The organism is Pueribacillus theae, from assembly GCF_003097615.1.
In the GTDB taxonomy this organism is placed as follows: Bacteria; Bacillota; Bacilli; order Bacillales; family UBA6769; genus Pueribacillus; species Pueribacillus theae.
Genome location: NZ_QCZG01000014.1, coordinates 51,886 through 67,892 on the forward strand (window position 1 = coordinate 51,886; position 16,007 = coordinate 67,892).

14 protein-coding genes and 1 riboswitch are annotated in these 16,007 nt (G+C 37.8%); all 14 genes read left to right on the top strand.

Features of this window, described 5'->3' with window-relative positions; translation table 11 throughout:
* Window positions 1–6: 6 nt before the first annotated feature.
* Window positions 7–1,029, top strand: a complete 1,023-nt coding sequence (dmpG, locus tag DCC39_RS08495; protein WP_116554462.1) for a 4-hydroxy-2-oxovalerate aldolase — start codon at window positions 7–9, stop codon at window positions 1,027–1,029.
* A gap of 277 nt (window positions 1,030–1,306) precedes the next feature.
* Window positions 1,307–2,602 carry an aromatic ring-hydroxylating oxygenase subunit alpha gene (locus tag DCC39_RS08500; RefSeq protein ID WP_116554463.1) on the top strand — a complete coding sequence of 432 codons (1,296 nt, stop codon included), beginning with the start codon at window positions 1,307–1,309 and terminating at the stop codon, window positions 2,600–2,602.
* Between the two features lie 20 nt (window positions 2,603–2,622).
* Window positions 2,623–3,105 (top strand): aromatic-ring-hydroxylating dioxygenase subunit beta, encoded by a 483-nt coding sequence (locus tag DCC39_RS08505; protein WP_116554464.1) that lies wholly within the window; start codon window positions 2,623–2,625, stop codon window positions 3,103–3,105.
* Between the two features lie 17 nt (window positions 3,106–3,122).
* Window positions 3,123–4,031, top strand: coding sequence for a VOC family protein (locus DCC39_RS08510; RefSeq protein WP_116554465.1), 909 nt, complete (start codon window positions 3,123–3,125; stop codon window positions 4,029–4,031).
* 124 nt (window positions 4,032–4,155) lie between these two features.
* Window positions 4,156–4,932: an SDR family NAD(P)-dependent oxidoreductase gene (locus tag DCC39_RS08515; RefSeq protein WP_116554466.1), complete on the top strand. Its 777-nt coding sequence runs from the start codon at window positions 4,156–4,158 to the stop codon at window positions 4,930–4,932.
* A gap of 23 nt (window positions 4,933–4,955) precedes the next feature.
* Window positions 4,956–5,780, top strand: coding sequence for an alpha/beta fold hydrolase (locus tag DCC39_RS08520; protein WP_116554467.1), 825 nt, complete (start codon window positions 4,956–4,958; stop codon window positions 5,778–5,780).
* A 272-nt stretch (window positions 5,781–6,052) separates the two neighbouring features.
* Window positions 6,053–7,822, top strand: coding sequence for a 2-oxoacid:acceptor oxidoreductase subunit alpha (locus tag DCC39_RS08525; protein WP_116554468.1), 1,770 nt, complete (start codon window positions 6,053–6,055; stop codon window positions 7,820–7,822).
* Window positions 7,800–8,666: a 2-oxoacid:ferredoxin oxidoreductase subunit beta gene (locus DCC39_RS08530; RefSeq protein ID WP_116554469.1), complete on the top strand. Its 867-nt coding sequence runs from the start codon at window positions 7,800–7,802 to the stop codon at window positions 8,664–8,666. The genes DCC39_RS08525 and DCC39_RS08530 overlap by 23 nt, the downstream gene beginning before the upstream one ends.
* 81 nt (window positions 8,667–8,747) lie before the next feature.
* Entirely contained in the window at window positions 8,748–8,984 is a 237-nt protein-coding gene (locus tag DCC39_RS08535; RefSeq protein WP_116554470.1) for a ferredoxin, read from the top strand.
* A gap of 56 nt (window positions 8,985–9,040) precedes the next feature.
* The gene (locus DCC39_RS08540; protein WP_116554471.1) at window positions 9,041–9,799 is read left to right on the top strand and encodes an NADPH-dependent oxidoreductase; all 759 of its coding nucleotides are present in this window, start codon (window positions 9,041–9,043) and stop codon (window positions 9,797–9,799) included.
* 391 nt (window positions 9,800–10,190) lie between these two features.
* Window positions 10,191–11,339 (top strand): CaiB/BaiF CoA transferase family protein, encoded by a 1,149-nt coding sequence (locus DCC39_RS08545; RefSeq protein ID WP_116554472.1) that lies wholly within the window; start codon window positions 10,191–10,193, stop codon window positions 11,337–11,339.
* A 503-nt stretch (window positions 11,340–11,842) separates the two neighbouring features.
* Complete coding sequence (locus DCC39_RS08550) at window positions 11,843–13,378, top strand: 2-isopropylmalate synthase (RefSeq protein WP_116554473.1); 1,536 nt, start codon at window positions 11,843–11,845, stop codon at window positions 13,376–13,378.
* A gap of 54 nt (window positions 13,379–13,432) precedes the next feature.
* A riboswitch (TPP riboswitch) is annotated at window positions 13,433–13,533 on the top strand.
* 71 nt (window positions 13,534–13,604) lie between these two features.
* Complete coding sequence (thiT, locus tag DCC39_RS08555) at window positions 13,605–14,186, top strand: energy-coupled thiamine transporter ThiT (RefSeq protein ID WP_116554474.1); 582 nt, start codon at window positions 13,605–13,607, stop codon at window positions 14,184–14,186.
* Between the two features lie 141 nt (window positions 14,187–14,327).
* A complete protein-coding gene (locus DCC39_RS08560; RefSeq protein WP_116554475.1) occupies window positions 14,328–15,953 on the top strand; it encodes a long-chain-fatty-acid--CoA ligase in 1,626 nt (541 codons plus the stop codon).
* Window positions 15,954–16,007 lie beyond the last annotated feature (54 nt).

A 16,007-nucleotide genomic window follows, 5' to 3' on the forward strand; every position in this document is an offset into this window, starting at 1 on the left:
ATTTCCATGACAAAAAAACACGATATTTTTATAACTGAGGTAGCATTACGTGATGGAAGTCATGCAATATCTCACCAATTTACTGTGGAACAAGTGTTGAAAGTTACTAAAGCCTTGGATGAAGCTAAAGTACCTTATATCGAAGTGTCTCACGGTGATGGGTTAGCGGGTTCTTCCTTGCAGTATGGTTTATCACTTACCAATGAATTTGACCTTATTGAAGCAGCTGTATCTGCCTGTGAATATTCAAAAATTTCTGCGTTACTGTTACCCGGGATTGGCACTCTACAGGAATTAAAACAAGCAGCACGTCTAGGTATAAAGATGGCACGTATTGCGACGCATGTAACTGAGGCTGATGTCTCGGCACAACACATTTCTTTATCAAAGGAGCTAGGACTTGAAACGGTAGGATTTCTTATGATGTCTCATATGGCTCCAGTTGAAAAACTAGTGGAACAGGCAAAGTTAATGGAAAGCTATGGAGCGGATATAGTGTACGTGGTGGATTCCGCAGGTGCGTTACTTCCCTTTGAAGTAAGGGAGAGGATTAGTGCACTTCGCCAAAACTTAAGCGTGGAGATAGGATTTCATGGTCATAACAATTTGTCTTTGGCGATGGCAAATACATTGGTAGCGATTGAAGAAGGAGCTACTAGGATTGATGGCAGTATTCGTTGCTTAGGAGCAGGCGCCGGAAATACACAAACGGAAGTATTAGTCGCGGTTCTTGAGCGTTTAGGTATTCAAACGGGTATCAATGTTTATAAAATGATGGATCTGGCAGAAGAAGTTGTGGCTCACATTCTTCAGAAGCCTCAAGAGATTGATAGGGATAGTCTTGTTCTTGGGTACGCTGGAGTATACTCCAGTTTTATACTACATGCACAGAAAGCTGCAAATCATTTTGGTATAGACTCGCGCGATATTTTAATAAAATTAGGTGAACTAAAGGTTGTAGGTGGACAAGAGGATATGATAGTTGATATAGCGGCTGGAATTTCAGAAAAGAAATTGTTATCTAAATAATCGGAAACTACTAAACTTTCATTGTGTAATAAGAAAGTTTGAACTCTAGGAGTTTGGTAGTTTTGACCACTAATTTTTGAGTGTCATTATTATAAAAGGGTGAAAGGCAATTTCAGTTATCAGGAGCGATGAATAGTACTAGGTTAAATATAGATCGTTTTTCTTTAGTAACTTCAAAAAAATGAATATTAAGTTAATAGATAAGGTTGAAATTTCTTGATTGCTATCCCTTTTAATTATATGGTGCAAATTATCATTCAATGGAGGTCTTATAGGCATGGAAACAATTATAAATAAATCTGAACAATCTTTAATTCAGGTGAATAAAGAAGAGTGTGAATTTAAAGTTTCGAGAAGAGCTTTTCTAGATCAAGATATATTGGAATTAGAAAAAAGAAAAGTATTTGATAAATGCTGGCTGTATCTCGGCCATGAGTCCGAAGTTGCTAATAATGGTGATTTTATCATGCGTGATGTTGGAGGGCGTAATCTAATATTCAACAAAGACAGTAATGGCGAGATTCATGCTTTTCTAAATACATGTCCTCATCGAGGTGCTTTAGTTTGTCGTGATCGCAGGGGAAATTCTAAGACTTTTCAATGTTTTTATCATGCATGGACTTTTAATAATAAAGGACAATTAATTGGTCAACCAGGTGCCCGTGATGGGTATCCAAAAGACGTGAATTGTGATGGTTCGCTAAATTTATATGAAGTACCTCGTCTCGAAAGCTATAGGGGAATGATTTTTATTAACTTTGACATCAATGCAGTAGGATTAGAGGAATACTTAGCTGGGGCAAAAGAGTATATTGATTTAATTATGGATCAGTCGGAAGTAGGGATGGAAATTTTGGGAGGAACGCATGAGTACAGTGTCCGAGCAAATTGGAAACTACTTTGTGAGAATAGTGCTGATGGTTATCATGGATTACCAACACATGCAACTTATTTCCAATATTTGACAGAAACTAATAAAAACGGAAAAATGCCAGCACCTGGTACTAATTATAATGAAGCAAAAGACTTGGGTAATGGACATTCTGTAACTGAAAAAAATATGCTACCTTGGGGCAGGCCTGTGGCTAGATGGGTACCTTCAATGGGAGAAAAAGCTAAACATGATATTGAAAAAATTCAGCAACGTTTGATTGAACGTTTCGGTGAGAAACGCGCGAAACGAATTTATGAAAATGATTACAATATGATCATTTTTCCTAATCTAGTAATCAACAATATTATGGCAATTACAATTAGAACATTTTATCCTATAGAACCTGGATATATGGAGGTTAACCAATGGGCATTGGCACCGAAAGAGGAGAATACTGAATTTAAATCTCGACGATTGAATAACTATTTAGAATTTCTTGGTCCTGGAGGGTTTGCCTCGCCAGATGATAACGAAGCACTTGAATTGTGTCAACAAGGATATGCGAATGCCAATGAAGTGAAGTGGAATGATATTTCTAAAGGAATGAATAAAGAATTAAGAGGGGAGGTACCTCATAGTTCAGATGAATACCACATGCGTGTATTTTGGACACGGTGGAATGAAATGCTGACAAAATAAATTAGGAAGGCTGTGACGAAGTGTCTGATATTACTAGATTAGAAATAGAAGACTTTTTATATTATGAAGCTTCTTTACTCGATGATTGGAAGTTAGAAGAGTGGGCATCATTATTCACTGAAGATGCATTATATCTTGTTCCGCCAACAAATAAATTGGATGGTGATCACAATGTAGATTTATTTATCATTGCTGATGATCAGTATAGGATTACTCAGCGGGCGAAAAGGCTATTAAAAAAGGAAGCGCATGTTGAATATCCTCACTCCCGAACCCGCCATCTTATTAGCAATGTAAGAATTAAATATACAAGAGATCAAGTTTACTACGTAACGTGTAACTTTATCATTTATCGTTCAAAAAGAGAAATATTTGATAATTACGTTGGATCTATGGAATATAAGATTATCAAGCAGAATGATGAACTGAAAATTCAAGAAAAAAGAGTTATTTTAGATTTAGATGCGTTAAGACCACAAGGGAAGATAAGTATAATTTTATAAAATGGAGGAATCAGAAAATGATACGTTATCAAAAATTAGGTTATGTTGCATTAAATGTTTCCGATATGGATAAGTCTTGTACTTTTTATGAGAAAATCGTAGGGTTGCAGTTGGTAGAAAGGGTTAAGGATGGTCCTGCTTTTTTTAGATGTAGCCGAGACCACCATAATTTAGTTCTATATCCTAGCGAAAGACCAGGTTTAAAGAGAGTCGGTCTTGAAGTGGAGAACCCAGAGGCTCTAGAGCAAGCTTTTGAGCATTTTACTAAAGCAGGTCTAAATCCAAAAGAATTAAATAAAAATGAACAAAAAATGCTTGCACAGGGAAAGACATTTAGATTTAAAGATCCCAATAGCTGTATTACATTTGAATTTTATAGTGATATTACGCAAATGGCAACAGAGTACAAACACACTGTAACCAAAATAGCTCGTTTAGGTCATGTTGTAGTAAAAGTTCCTGAATTTGAAAAAACAATTAAATTTTTAAAGGAGGTTATGAATTTTAAAACCTCTGATTACTTAAGTGAGTCAATAGAATTCTTACGTGTATTTCCAAATTCGTATCATCACAGTTTTGCTGTTGCTCGTGCAGCAGAGCACCAATTTCATCATGTTAACTTTATGGTCACCGATATCGATGATATTGGGATTGCTCGTAATCGAATGATTAACAATGGTGTAACAATTACAAACGGACCAGGTCGCCATCAACCATCAGGCAGTATTTTTCTCTATTATCTAGACCCTGATGAATTAACAATAGAGTATAGTTTTGGAATGGAAGAGTTTCCAGAAGAGGGCGCTAGAAAGGCAAAAATGTTAGAAAGAAATCGTCTCACATTAGACTTGTGGGGAGGAAAACCAGATCCAAGAAATTGCGCATTTGGTTATATTGAAGGAGCCGAATCAAAAGTACAAGTATAAAAGGACACACATATATCTGGATTTTAAAACCTATCAAAGCCAGAGAAAATATGTTAACTCACTACTTTTTTAGTTAAGAATTAATTATGGGTGAATATTAGAAATATGAATCGAGGGTTATATAATGCCTAAATTAGATAGTAGTCAGCCATTAAGTGGTAAGAAAGCTATTATTACAGGTGCAGCCCAAGGAATTGGTTTACAAATTGCTTTCCAATTGGCTTTAGATGGCGCAGAAGTCTTGATTGCCGATGTTTTAGAAAATGAAGCACAATTAGCATGTGAAAAAATTATTGGCGAGACAAAAAGATCAGCTTCATATTTTGTGGGTGACTTGAGCATAGAAGAGAATTGCAAATCAATGATTGATAAAGGCATTAATATGTGGGGGAAAGTGGATATTCTTGTTAATAATGCTGGTAGTGGTGTTATTGCTCCTTTTTTAGAACAAACTTCGGAAACATTAAGAAAAACAATTGATCGTAACCTTTGGACGACGATTTGGGCATGTTATTTTGTTTTACCACATATGAAGGAACAACAATACGGAAGAATAGTTAATATAGGTGCAGATTCTGTGCGGAACGGTTTATGGAATCATGCAGCTTACAATGCAGCAAAAGGCGGAGTTCATGGATTAACAACTGGTCTTGCCAGAGAGTTTGCCGAAAATGATATTACTGTTAATACAGTCGCCCCATGTATTGTAGCTACAGATCGGGTGAAAAAATTGACGAAGACATCAAGTGAGATGGTACAAAAATATTTAAGTGTTATTCCTAAAGGTCGACCCGCAGAAATGGAAGAGGTGGCATTAGCCGTTAGCTTTTTGGCTTCGGATAGTAGCAAATTTATTACTGGCCAAGTCATCAGTGTTAATGGTGGCAGTGCAATGCTTTAGATTAATTAGAAAGGAGATAAAAAATGAACACTATTCAAGAAAAATATATTGATACAAATGGATTAACAACGCATTATTGGGAGGTCGGTGAAGGAGAACCTTTAATCTTAATCCACGGTGGAGGTGCTGGTGCAGATGCTTGGATAAATTGGCGTAAACTTTTAGAGAGATATTCCAAAAATGGTTTCCGTACAATAGCTTACGATTTAATTGGATATGGCGAGTCGAGTAAACCTGATCCTGAAAATTTTAAATATGATCATGAGGCCCGTGCAGAACAGTTGATTTCATTTATTAAGGCTCTAGGGCTAGAAAAGGTTTCTTTAATAGGTAATTCCTTGGGAGGTGCAACTTCAATAGTAGCTACTCTTAAAGAACCCGATAAAATTAATAAACTTGTTCTGATGGGCACGGGTGGTCGTAGGCGACCAGGTGAAACGTCAGCTTCTTTCAAATCGTTACATTCATTTGGGAATGAAAGGGATGAAATGCGACAAATCATTCGAAATTTAACAAACCCCGAATTTGAAATTGAAGAGGAAATGATTGAGTATCGTCTCAAGTTGGCAAACGATCCAGAAACAAGTAAAGCATACAGTGCAATAATGAAATATTTGAAAGAAGGCAACTCATTTATTCCAGATGAGGAAATTAAGAAAATTAAACATAAAACACTACTTGTACATGGTAGAAATGATAATCAAGTCCCTGTAGAGAAGTCATTTGAACTTGAAAAGTTAATTGAAAATGCTTGGTTATACGTTATTCCACATTGTGGACACTGGGCTATGATTGAACGCACAGATGAATTTATAAAATTAACAACTGACTTTTTAAAAAATTATTAAATATAGACAATCTAACTATTAATTTTTAAGGTTTGTTAATTTTGTGAACTATACTAATAGCATCATCAATTAAAAAAAATAATAGGGAGCCTTATGGATTTTTTATATAAACGACTGATTATATAAATGGTCTATAATAAGGGGCTCCCTATCATTACTAAATTTAAAAAACGTTAGTGTAAGTATCTATTAAATTTGAAAATAATACCGAATTGGGGAAATTTTTATACTAATAGGTAATTATAATAAAGGTGAAAAAGGTGACGGATATCATGGTAAATCAACTTTCTTGGAAAGTTGGAGGTCAGCAAGGAGAAGGAATCGATAGCACTGGAGAAATTTTTGCGAAGGCATTAAATCGAATGGGCTATTATTTATATAGTTACCGCCATTTTTCTTCAAGAATTAAAGGTGGCCATACAAACAATAAAATCAGGGTAAGCACAAATGAAATAAGGACGGTTACAAATGATTTAGACCTATTAGTTGCATTTGATCAAGAAACGATCGATATTAATGCGCATGAGCTAAATGACAATGGGTTGATACTAGCTGATGCTAAATTTAAACCCTCAAAGTCGGAAGATATTGTTGCATCACTAGTTTCTATTCCGTTTACCGAAATTGCTACAGAACTCGGCACTTCCTTAATGAAAAACATGGTTGCAATCGGGGCTTCTAGTGCAGTGCTCGGTTTAGATATTTCGATTTACAAAGAAGTCATCGAAGAAACTTTCTTGAAGAAAGGTCAGCCAATTGTTGACAAAAATATGGGAGCAATACGTGCTGGTTATGAATTTCTTACGAAAGAAGCGAGTGAGCAAGCAAATAAGCTTCACATTAAGGAAGCAGATGGCAAAAAACGCATGTTTATGATTGGAAACGATGCAATTGCGCTTGGTGCGCTTGCTGCAGGTTCGAGGTTCATGCCGGCATATCCGATAACGCCAGCTTCCGAAATCATGGAATATTTAATTGAAAAATTACCTGAATTCGGCGGAACAGTCATTCAAACAGAGGACGAAATTGCGGCAGTTACAATGGCGATAGGAGCAAATTATGCTGGTGTTCGAGCTTTTACTGCTTCTGCGGGGCCTGGGCTTTCATTAATGATGGAATCGATTGGTCTTTCTGGCATGACCGAAACACCGCTTGTTGTCATCGATACTCAAAGGGGGGGACCGAGTACGGGTCTTCCAACAAAACAAGAACAATCAGATTTAATGCAAATGATTTATGGTACACATGGTGAAATACCGAAAATTGTATTGGCACCAAGTACAGCTGAAGAGGCATTTTATGATACAATTCAAGCTTTTAATCTTGCAGAAGAATACCAATGCCCTGTTATTCTCTTATCAGACTTACAGCTTTCACTAAGTAAGCAAACGGTTGAAAAATTTGATCATAGCAAGATAAATATCAATCGTGGTAAGTTGAAAATGGATGAATCGCTTCCTGCACTTGAAAACAAAGACTATTTTAAGCGTTATGAGCTCACTAAAGATGGTATTTCACCTCGTGTGTTTCCAGGTACAAAAAACGGAATACACCACGTAACGGGTGTGGAACATGATGAGACTGGAAAACCGTCTGAAGCAGCTGAGAATCGAAAACATCAAATGGAGAAACGTTTACGGAAATTAAATAACGTCACCCAACGTTTTGATAAACCTATTCATTTTTCGCTCCATGACGAAGAAGCGGATGTGCTTTTAATCGGATTTAATTCAACAAGAGGAGCGATTGAAGAAGCGATTGCTGAACTTCGGGAAGACGGGATAAAGACAAATCACGCTCATATTCGTTTACTTCACCCATTCCCAACGAAAGTGTTACAACCGATTATTGATCGTTCGAAGAGGGTTGTTGTTGTTGAAAATAACGGAACAGGTCAACATGCGAATGTAATTAAAATGAATGTTGGCGCATTAGAAAAAATCGAAAGTATTTTAAAATACGATGGAAATCCTTTTTTGCCGAATGATCTTTACACCAAAGTTAAGGAGTTGTTTTTAGTTGGCAACCTTCAAAGATTTTAGAAATAACGTAAAACCGAATTGGTGTCCTGGTTGCGGTGATTTCTCTGTACAAGTGGCGATTCAACGTGCAGCTGCAAATATCGGCTTAGAGCCCGACGATTTAACTGTCGTTTCAGGAATTGGCTGTTCTGGAAGGATTTCAGGTTATATCAATTCGTATGGATTTCACGGGGTTCACGGTCGTGTGTTACCCATTGCTCAAGGTGTAAAGATGGGGAACCGTGATTTAACGGTTATTGCCGCTGGAGGAGACGGAGATGGCTTTGCAATCGGAATGGGTCATACTATTCACGCTATCCGCCGAAATATCGATCTTACGTATATTGTGATGGACAACCAAATCTATGGGCTTACAAAAGGGCAAACTTCACCAAGAAGCGATGTTGGCTTTAAAACAAAAAGTACGCCAAAAGGATCGATTGAGCCCAATTTATCTATCATGGAAATGGCTTTAACTGCAGGGGCTAGCTTTGTAGCGCAAAGCTTTTCAACAGATTTAAAAGAGTTAATATCTATCATTGAACAAGGGATTCAGCATAAAGGTTTTTCGTTTATTAACGTATTCAGTCCTTGTGTTACATACAACAAAGTTAACACATACGATTGGTTCAAAGAAAACTTAGTAGATCTGAATGAAATAGAAAAGTATGATACAGAAAATCGGATTATGGCAATGAAGACAGTCATGGAGAATAATGGCCTCGTAAAAGGATTAATCTATCAAGACAAACAAAAGCCATCATATCAAGAGCTTGCATATGGCTACAGTGAAATACCTTTGAATCACTTTAAATTAAAATTAAAAGAAGATAAGTTCAATGAATTAATGGCTGAATTTATATAAATAAGAAAGAAATTAGAGAAAAGTTTGTAGATTTTATTCTGAAAAATCGGTGGGTTAATGTTGAACGTTTTAGGAGGTAACATGTCAAAATATACAATTATAGATAAAAACACTTGCATTGCATGTGGGACTTGTGGAGCTATAGCTCCAGATATTTATGATTATGATGATGATGGAATTGCCTATGCTATTCTTGACAATAATAAAGGAATTGTCAAAGTTCCGGAGGAATTTTTGGACGACATAGAGGAAGCGTGCGAAGGTTGTCCAACAGATTCTCTAAAGGTTGCAGATAAACCTTTCGGTAATGACATTTAATTAAAAATACTTTTTAAATTTTCTCTGTCATTATTTTTAGAAAGGGGATCTTCTTAATGAATGAAGTAGTAAGTACGTTAATGAATCACAGATCATATCGTAGATATTCAGATAAACCAATTGAAAATAAGGATCTTGATATGATTATCCGGGCTTCCCAAGCGGCCCCATCTTGGCATGGTGGTCAACAAGTTTCCATAATTTCAATTAAAGATAAGGAACGAAAAAATAAAATAGCTAAACTCTCCGGTGACCAAATTCAAATTATTCAAGCACCAATTTTTCTTATCTTTTGTGCAGATTTTTATCGTGTGAAAATTGCGTCTGAAATGGAAGGAAAGCCATTTGAATCGGTTAATAATATTGATATTCTTTTAGTGGGTGCAACGGACGTTGGTTTGGCCTTGTCTAATGCTATTGCAACTGCCGAGTCACTTGGATTAGGAATAGTTCCTATTGGAGGGATTCGGCGGAACTCATTGAAGTTAATAGACATGCTAAACTTACCGAAGTACGTGATTCCGATTTCAGGTTTATGTATTGGTTATCCCAAAGTAGAAACTATACGGAAACCGCGCTTTTCAAAACAAGCAATTTATCATGAAGAACAATATAATCATAATTTGTTAGAGTATATAAAAGAGTACAACAAGATTTATGAAGATTACATGAAAATGAGATCAGTTGATAAAAAAAGTACTTCTTGGTCTAAAAGAATTTCAAATTTCTATAGTCAACCATTCTATCATGATAATAGTTATCCGGAAACCGCTAAGATGCTTAAACAGCAAGGCTTTCCTTGTCAAGATATTTAAAATAAAGATATATATAAGTAATTCTTGAACAAGCAACTATTATTTATTAGAAACAGGCTTATTGACTCAGCACTAACCAAAAGGAAAATGTCTTTTGCTTCTATCCAATAATATACACTTATTACATTACACGATGATGGATTAGCTATATATGATACTAAGTTAGGGGTTTTAGAAGATTAATTTGGACAAGGAAAAGAAAAACAGTGATTTTTTTAACACTAAAGGTTAATCTCAGGTCTTATAAATAAAAAATATTTTATCTAGAACGTAACTAAATTTTGCCAATATCAAATAAAGAAGTCCTTGATTAAAAAAAAATCTTGAGTAAAACAATGGAAGTGATGGGAAATAGTTAATCTGAAGTATTAAAGCTGAAAAGAGGGATTTCATGAATGGACCATTGTCGGGTTTACGAGTAATTGATTTAACTTCTGTGCTCATGGGTCCTTATTGTACGCAAATATTAGGTGATATGGGAGCAGATGTTATTAAAATCGAAAATGGGAAAGGTGACAGCACTCGCTATCTCGGTCCTGCAAGAAATGAGGGGATGAGCGGAACTTTTCTTCATGCGGGACGAAATAAACGGAGTCTTGTTTTAGACTTGAAACAAGAAAAGGGAAAAAAAGCTTTGTTCAAATTAATTGAGAGTGCTGATGTTTTCGTTCATTCGATGCGCCATCAGGCGATTGAAAAATTAGGATTCTCCTATGAAGAAGTAGTGAAGGTGAATCCTGCAATCATTTATTGTGGAGGATATGGCTTTAGCAAGCAAGGTCCATACGCATCGAAACCGGCTTATGATGACATGATACAAGGGGCGTCCGGTTTAGCTGCGGCACAAAGTAAAACATCGGGAAAACCCCAATATATGGCTACTGTTTTGGCGGATAAAGCAAGCGGCCTAATGATGGCAAATGCGATTTTGGCTGCAGCCTATTATCGGGAAAAAACAGGGGAGGGACAATATATTGAGGTGCCGATGTTTGAAACGATAGCCTCATTTACGTTGTTGGAACATATGTATGGGGCTACATTCGACCCTCCCATTGGTTCATCCCTTTATCCGCGTCTTACTTCAAAGTACCGGAAACCGTATGAAACGAAAGACGGGTTCATTAGTGTGATCGTTTATAATGACAAGCAATGGAAAAACTTCTTTGAAATATCTGGTTATCCTGGGCTTTCTGAGGACGAAAGATTTCAAGATCTTGCCTCAAGAACAAATTATATTGATGAGCTTTATCAATTGTTGGAAAAGGTAATACTCACGAAAAAGACAGAAGAATGGCTAGAAATTTTTGAAAAAGCAGATATCCCGGCAATGCCTATGAATACACCGGAAGATTTATTAGATGATCCACATCTTAATGCAATCAATTTCTTTGAAAAAATGAATCATCCTTCTGAAGGGGATTATTGGAATATGAGTTTTCCTGCAACGTTTTCAAAGACACCTGTGAAGTTGAATCATTTTGCTCCCCGTCTTGGAGAGCACAGTAAAGAAATATTGCGGGAAATTGGATTCTCAGAATAAGAGATTATAAAGTACACAAGAAACTCAATGAATCCCTAACCAATTCCATTATTGCTTCCATTGTTGGGAGAAAAAAAGCATAAATATTTGCACAGGATAATATGATAAGAAGTAAAGTATGCATTGTTTCTCCAATAAAGTATTTGTTGTAGAAAAAGTGTTGACAAACGAAATGGATTATCATATGATTCTAATTAAAATCATTGTGAATCGAAACAAATCGACTGTGAAAAGGAAACACTTCTTGATGTCAAGCACAGAGAACCCATGGGCGCTGAGAATGGGTGTTGGCGATGGAAGTTACTCACCTTGGAGTCGACTTCTGAACTTAAGTAGGAAGTACGGTTGGCAACCGTTATGCTGCAAAGTAAACCTTTACTTTATGAGGTCATATGCTGTGAGGCTGTGGCGAACGAGGGTGGTACCGTGATGATCTCACCCCTCAGAAAAGTAAAGGTTTTTTTGTGTTTAGCTAAGGCATTCAAAATAAAGGAGGAGAAATAATGGGTAAGAGAATTTATACATTTGACACGACATTGAGAGACGGCGAACAGACGCCTGGTGTGAACTTAAATATCTCCGAAAAAGTTGAGATTGCGAAACAATTGGAAAAGGTTGGCATTGATGTCATTGAAGCGGGTTTTGCAGCGGCTTCGCCTGGTGATTTAAAAGCGGTGCGCGCTGTGGCTGAAGCTGTTGAAAAGCCAATTGTTGTAAGCCTTGCCCGCACAAACAAAGAGGATATTGACGCAGCGGTTGAAGCTTTAAAAGGGAACGATAATGTTGGTATCCATGTGTTTATCGCGACATCACCAATTCATATGGAGAAAAAGTTGCGAATGACAGAGGAAGAAGTACTTGAACAATCCGTTGAAGCGGTCCGCTATGCAAGCCAATTCTTTAAACATGTTGAGTTTTCTTGTGAAGACTCTACACGTTCTGATTTGGATTTTATTTGTAAAGTTGCTGAAAAAGTCATTGAAGTTGGAGCAACCGTCTTAAATTTCCCGGATACAACAGGCTATATTACGCCATGGGAATATGCCGAGCGATTTAAAATCATCCAAGAGCGTGTAAAGGGAGTTGAAAATGTGATTTTAAGCTGCCACTGCCATGATGATCTTGGTATGGCCACAATCAACTCTTTGGCAGCCATTGAAGCCGGCGTGACGCAAGTTGAAGGCTGCATTAACGGCATCGGAGAACGTGCTGGGAACGTCGCATTGGAAGAAATCGCATTAGCCCTTGAAACCCGGTACGATTATTTCCAAAAAAGAACCTCAATGAATTTAAAAGAAATCGCAAAAACTAGTAAATTGGTTAGCCGTGTAACCGGCATGCCGATCCCTGCAAATAAAGCAGTTATTGGTGCGAATGCGTTCGCCCATGCTTCAGGCATCCACCAGGACGGCGTACTTAAAGATAAAACGACATATGAAATCATGAAGCCGGAAACGATCGGATTAGAAGAAACACCGCTCATTCTTGGCAAGCTTTCCGGTCGCCATGCGTTAAAAGAAAAATTAATTGAGCTTGGCTATCAAGTGAATGAAGACGAATTGAGAGCTATCTTTAAGAAATATAAAGATTTGGCCGATCGCAAAAAGGAAATTTTGGATGATGACATTATCGCGTTAGTGGATGATCAGACGAAAAACGAAGTCGAATATTACAAACTTAGAAATATGGCGATTTCATATGACACGTTAAATGAACCAACAGCAACGGTTGAACTTTTGACTCATGATGAAAATGTTTACGAAGAAAAAGCGACCGGTAATGGTTCTGTGAATGCCATCTTTAATGCGATTGATCGAATCGTTAATGAAGAGATCGAACTATTGGATTATAAAATTGTGTCAGTAACTCAAGGACAAGACGCACAGGGGGAAGTCTTTGTCGAAATTAAAACGGGCGATACAATCAGCCGTGGACGCAGCATTAGTGTTGACGTGCTTGAAGCAAGCGCGAAGGCTTATCTCGCTGCTGTGAATCGCATGAAAAACATGCAAACGGACAAAGAAAAGGTAAAGCTGTAATCAAAGTTGATTGAGGAAACAAGTAATTTATACTATAATAATAGATAACTAAAAACGTATCACAAGGGGAGCCATTGGGCTGAGATTGAACAATTTGTTCTGACCCTTTGAACCTGTTAGTTAGTACTAGCGTAGGGATGTGATGAGCTTTGAAGAAACATGAGATTTGTCCGGTTTCTTTGGCTTCCTATGGGATTCGTTTACTAACACATAGGAGGCTTTTTTTATGGGGAAAATGAAGTTGCAAGTTTTGATTGAAGCGGCGATTTTGGCGGCTGCAGCGATGGTGTTGGATTTTTTGCCCTCGATAAAGATTGCTCCAGGCATTTCTGTATCATTCGCCATGGTGCCTGTGTTTATTGTTTCCTTTCGATGGGGATGGCGTGCCGGTGTTTTCTCCGGTTTTTTATGGGGGTTTCTGCAAGTTATTTTGGGGGATGCTTCGATTCTTCATCCAGTCCAAGCGTTGGTTGAGTATTTTATGGCGTTCGCTGCTGTAGGCGTTGCAGGGTTTTTTGTAGGAAACATCCAGAAACAGATTTCAAGGCAACAAAAGAAGCAAGCATTGTTTACAGTCATTCTCGCGATTTTTTCAGCGAGTGTAGCACGCTATTTCTTTCATTTTATTGCTGGGTATTATTTCTGGGGTTCTTATGCACCAGAAGGAATGTCGCCCGTATGGTACTCTTTTATCATTAACGGATCAACCATGGTGCTTACATTTATTTTATGCGCCATTATAATGAGCGGTCTATTTATCGCTTCACCTCGGTTGATTCAAAATAAAGAAGTGCTTACAACTGAATAAGATTGTTTCAATCCCTTGCTGATCATGATCTGGCAAGGGATTTTATGTATGAAGGGAGAAAACAAGTGTTGCATTTATTAAATTAATGGTAATATAGTAATATATTCAAACTATTTAAATGTTTTGAAAGGTGTTGGTAAAATGGTAGCAACAGAGAAACGATGGCTAAAGCATTATCCTGAAAACATTTCTAAAGAAATCGATATTCCAATCCAGCAAATGTTGAAAGATACGGCTGCAAAGTTTCCGGACAACGAAGCGATCTCGTTTTTTACACGAAAAATGACATACCGTGAAGTATTGCAATTATCTATAGCATTTGCTTCGGCACTTCAGGCAAACGGCTTGAAAAAGGGGGATCGAGTCGCAATCATGCTGCCGAACTGCCCGCATTATATTATTTCCTATTACGGAATCTTAATGGCTGGCGGGATTGTCACACAAGTAAATCCGATGCTTGTCGGGAGAGAACTTTCTCATATTTTAAACGATTCAGGCGCTGAGATGATTGTCATCTTTGAACCGCTTTTGCCAGTTTTACAGCAGGTTGAAAACGAGACCCCTGTTAAAAAAGCAATTTCTGTCAACTTCCCTGAAAGCGCTAAAGACGTAGCTCCTGCGGTCACATTTGAAGCGTTTATGTCGCAAGCGACAGGGCAGGTAAAGGAACCGAATATCAATCCTGCCGAGGATGTTGCCGTTTTACAATATACAGGCGGAACGACAGGCCGTTCAAAAGGGGCGATGCTCACTCATCGAAACCTCGTTGCAAACGTTCATCAAACGTATCGTTATTTCGAATCGGAATTTAACATAGGAGAGGACAGGGTCCTTACTGTCATCCCATTGTTCCATGTCTACGGGATGACAAGCTGTATGAACTTATCAATCTATACAGGAGCTGCGAACATTCTACTTCCGCGCTTTGATTTGCAAGAAGTGCTTGAAACCATTAAACGTGAGCAGCCGACGACATTTCCTGGGGTTCCTACAATGTATATCGCGATTACAAGTCATCCTGAAGCAGAAAAATATGGGATAAATAGCATTAGAACATGCAACAGCGGAAGTGCACCAATGCCAGTTGAAAGTATGCGAGCATTCGAAAAGAAAACGGGAGCCGTGATCTTAGAAGGCTACGGCTTGTCTGAAACCTCTCCGACCACGCACTGCAATCCTGTGTTTGCTGAACGGAAGCCGGGAAGTGTCGGAATTGGGATTCCATCAACCGACTACAAAATTGTTGACCTTGAAACAGGAACGAAAGAGCTGCCGATTGGCGAATCAGGGGAAATCATTATAAAAGGCCCGCAAGTGATGAAAGGGTACTGGAATATGCCAGAAGAGACGGAGCAAGCGCTTCGCGATGGTTGGCTGTATACGGGAGATATTGGAAAAATGGACGAAGATGGCTATTTGTATATTATCGACCGTAAAAAAGATATGATTATTGCAAGCGGTTACAATATTTATCCGAGAGACGTAGAAGAAGTGATTTACGAGCATCCAGCTGTTCAAGAAGCGGTCGTTGTGGGGGTTCCAGATCCGTACCGGGGAGAAACGGTTAAGGCGGTTATCGTCTTGAAAGAGGGGCAATCTGTTACTGAAGAAGAGATGCTGGACTATTGCAGACAGCACCTTGCTGCGTATAAAGCGCCGAAGCTCATTGAATTTAGAAAAGAGCTTCCGAAAACAGCTGTCGGTAAAATTTTGCGCAGAACGATAAAAGAAGAAGAAAGAAAAAAATATGAACAACAACAGTCATAAAGCAATATATAAAGTGGTTTCTATCCCTTGCAGAATATGCAGGGGATTTTAAAT

Bases quoted from the DNA above. Each gene is read 5' to 3' on its own strand.
- DCC39_RS08560 (WP_116554475.1), top strand. From the start codon at position 14,328: ATGGTAGCAACAGAGAAACGATGGCTAAAGCATTATCCTGAAAACATT.
- DCC39_RS08520 (WP_116554467.1), top strand. From the start codon at position 4,956: ATGAACACTATTCAAGAAAAATATATTGATACAAATGGATTAACAACG.
- DCC39_RS08525 (WP_116554468.1), top strand. From the start codon at position 6,053: ATGGTAAATCAACTTTCTTGGAAAGTTGGAGGTCAGCAAGGAGAAGGA.
- DCC39_RS08545 (WP_116554472.1), top strand. From the start codon at position 10,191: ATGAATGGACCATTGTCGGGTTTACGAGTAATTGATTTAACTTCTGTG.
- DCC39_RS08515 (WP_116554466.1), top strand. From the start codon at position 4,156: ATGCCTAAATTAGATAGTAGTCAGCCATTAAGTGGTAAGAAAGCTATT.
- dmpG (WP_116554462.1), top strand. From the start codon at position 7: ATGACAAAAAAACACGATATTTTTATAACTGAGGTAGCATTACGTGAT.
- DCC39_RS08550 (WP_116554473.1), top strand. From the start codon at position 11,843: ATGGGTAAGAGAATTTATACATTTGACACGACATTGAGAGACGGCGAA.
- DCC39_RS08510 (WP_116554465.1), top strand. From the start codon at position 3,123: ATGATACGTTATCAAAAATTAGGTTATGTTGCATTAAATGTTTCCGAT.
- DCC39_RS08500 (WP_116554463.1), top strand. From the start codon at position 1,307: ATGGAAACAATTATAAATAAATCTGAACAATCTTTAATTCAGGTGAAT.
- DCC39_RS08535 (WP_116554470.1), top strand. From the start codon at position 8,748: ATGTCAAAATATACAATTATAGATAAAAACACTTGCATTGCATGTGGG.
- thiT (WP_116554474.1), top strand. From the start codon at position 13,605: ATGGGGAAAATGAAGTTGCAAGTTTTGATTGAAGCGGCGATTTTGGCG.
- DCC39_RS08540 (WP_116554471.1), top strand. From the start codon at position 9,041: ATGAATGAAGTAGTAAGTACGTTAATGAATCACAGATCATATCGTAGA.